Consider the following 2,514-nt stretch of genomic DNA (forward strand, 5'->3'; position numbering starts at 1 on the left):
GTAAGCGCCTCGCGGCGGCCATTCTCGATGCATTGCGCACGTATGGCATGCTCGTGGCAGTGCGGTGACCAAAGGTTAGTGGGAGGCGTTGCGGAGATCAGCTTGTCGCTGACGGTGGAGTGAATTGCGTGGGCAATTTGCTGACGACATTCCAGGGGAGCAGTTCGTTGATGTGACTGATTTTGTGGTCTGCTATGTGAGTCAGGATGTATTCGAGGTAGGCGCGCGGGTTGATGCCGTTCAGTTTGCACGAGCCAATCAAGCCGTACATTGCGGCGGCCCGTTCACCTCCGCTATCGGAGCCTGCGAACAGGAAGTTCTTCCTCCCCAGACTTACGCAGCGCAGAGCGTTCTCGGCGAGGGCGTTGCTGATCTCGACGCGACCGTCTTCGCAATACAGAACAAGCGCATCCCATTGATTGAGCGAGTAGCGTATTGCCTTAGCCAACTCGGATTTCGCCGACAGGGTCGTAATCTTGTCCGTCATCCATGACTTGATGGTCGCCAACACCGCGAGGCTCGTGTGCTGCCGCACGCGCAACCGTTCGGCTGCGAGCTTGCCCCGGATATCAACCTCAATGCCATAAAGTTCGCTGATCAGTTCGAGTACGTGCCTTGTCGACTCAGTTGGCGTGCGCACATGAACGTCGTATATATACCGTCTCGCATGATCCCAGCAAGCCGCCTCACGGATCTTGCCGCCCGCATACAGCTCATCGAAGCCTCCGTAGGCGTCTGCTTGCAGGATGCCTTTGAATCCGGCGAGATGGGTCTGCGGATGAATGCCTTTGCGATCAGGCGAATAAGCAAACCAGACGGCTGCGGGGTCCGTCGAGCCCGAGCGAGTGTCGTCGCGAACATAGACCCACAGGCGACCCGTGCGCGTCTTTTTATTGCCAGGTGCAAGCACCGGGATCGGCGTGTCGTCCGCGTGCAGCTTGAAGGTTGCCATCGTGTAGACGCGCAGCGCCTCGGTCAATGGTTCGCACAGGGCCTCGCATTGGCCAACCCAGCGCCCCATGCTGGCAGGGTCGAGCTTCACGCCGTCGCGCGCGGCGATCGCTGACTGCCGGTATAGCGGCTGATGATCAGCGAATTTCGAAACGAGGATGTCAGCAAGCAAGCCCGGATGCGCAATGCTGCGCCCAATCGGCAAGCCCGGCATCGGCGGCTGCGAGATGTGATGACAGCAGGCGCAGACCACCTTGCGCCGGATCGTGCGAATCACCTTGAACATGGCGGCGACACGGGCAAGCTGCTCAGACACGTCCTCGCCGAGTGGTTGCATGGCGTTGCCGCAGTTTGGACAGCTCGAACTGGGTTCCAGCACACGATCTTCACGCGGCAGATGGGGCGGCAGCGCCTCCCTTGAAGCTGGTGTGCCGACGCAGACGTTTGTGCCCGAGGCGCGCGCGCTGCGAACATCCGCGACACCGCGCGCCCCGCTCAGCTCGTCCAGTTCCGTTTCAAGCTGCTCGATCTGCCGGTCCAACTTCTCCGACTTGCGGCCGAACTGCATCCGCCTGAATTTGTCGATCTGAGCCTTGAGCTGCTCGATCTCGATATCGCGCTCGGCAAGCTGGGCGCGAGCCTCAAGCAGCAAGGCCTTAAGTGTATCGACGTCATTCGGAAGATGAGCATCTTCGGTCATGCGCCGGAGTTTACGCGCACCCCAAAGCGTTTACAACACCGATAGCGCGGCGGTCCGACGCGGCTGCCGCCAGTCAATGCCTTCGAGTAGCATCGACAGCTGTGCATGGGTCAGATGGATCTTGCCGCCGTCGGCCTGTGGCCAGACGAAACGCCCTCGCTCAAGCCGTTTCGCCAGAAGCCATAGCCCATCCTCCGTGGCCCACAGAATCTTGATGAGGTCACCACGCCGGCCCCGGAAGATGAAGACATTGCCACCGAACGGATTCTCCTCCAGTGCAGTTTGGACCTTCGCCGCGAGCCCCTGGAATCCGGCGCGCATGTCTGTGACGCCAGCGGCGATCCAGATGCGAGTGCCCGCCGGCAAACCGATCATCGGGACAGCTCCCGAATGAGCAAACGCAGCATATCCGGCGACACGTTGCCGCGCACGCGCACGCGTGCACGATCGAATTCGATCTCGCAGGTGTTCTCCGGCATCGCCTCGCGCATGGACGTCGACATCTCGGTTTCGGCGACTATGCCCACCGGGAGTAACGGTGCAACGTCAACATTGGATTGCTGTTGTGCATGCGCCGGATGTGGCGCTCCGAAAACGCCTTGAAGATACTGGCGACGCCATCTGAACAGTAGGTTAGTGTTAATGTCGTTGCGGCGCGCGACAAGCGATACCGATGCACCCGGCTCGAAGGTCTGCTCAGCGAGCTGTCGTTTGAACTCGCGTGGAAAGTTCGGACGCTTACCCGATGCTTCGCTCTTGCCATCCACAATCTCGGCCACTTTGGTTCCCGCTAAAAAGTTTGGTGGGAACCAAATTACCTCTATTCACCGCCGGCGAGAGAACGGTCGAGATGAGGCGCTTAC

At 60.0% G+C, this 2,514-nt stretch carries 3 protein-coding genes; all 3 read right to left on the reverse strand.

What is annotated here, in order from left to right; all coding sequences use genetic code 11:
• Nucleotides 1-97: 97 nt before the first annotated feature.
• The 3 genes from tnpC to tnpA are packed head-to-tail and all read right to left on the reverse strand — an operon-like array spanning nucleotide 98 to nucleotide 2,430.
• A complete protein-coding gene (tnpC, locus tag NCT03_RS33505) occupies nucleotides 98-1,651 on the reverse strand; it encodes an IS66 family transposase (RefSeq protein ID WP_250495496.1) in 1,554 nt (517 codons plus the stop codon).
• Nucleotides 1,652-1,681: 30 nt separating this feature from the next.
• A complete protein-coding gene (gene tnpB / locus NCT03_RS33510; protein ID WP_250495497.1) occupies nucleotides 1,682-2,026 on the reverse strand; it encodes an IS66 family insertion sequence element accessory protein TnpB in 345 nt (114 codons plus the stop codon).
• Nucleotides 2,023-2,430, reverse strand: coding sequence for an IS66-like element accessory protein TnpA (gene tnpA / locus NCT03_RS33515; protein ID WP_250495498.1), 408 nt, complete (start codon nucleotides 2,428-2,430; stop codon nucleotides 2,023-2,025). The genes tnpB and tnpA overlap by 4 nt, the downstream gene beginning before the upstream one ends.
• Between the last annotated feature and the right edge of the window lie 84 nt (nucleotides 2,431-2,514).

The sequence above is a fragment of the Caballeronia sp. GAWG1-1 genome (genome assembly GCF_023631465.1).
Classification (GTDB): Bacteria; Pseudomonadota; Gammaproteobacteria; order Burkholderiales; family Burkholderiaceae; genus Caballeronia.

Excerpts from the sequence above, each read along its gene's own strand:
- tnpB (WP_250495497.1), bottom strand. The coding sequence starts at position 2,026 with ATGATCGGTTTGCCGGCGGGCACTCGCATCTGGATCGCCGCTGGCGTC.
- tnpC (WP_250495496.1), bottom strand. The coding sequence starts at position 1,651 with ATGACCGAAGATGCTCATCTTCCGAATGACGTCGATACACTTAAGGCC.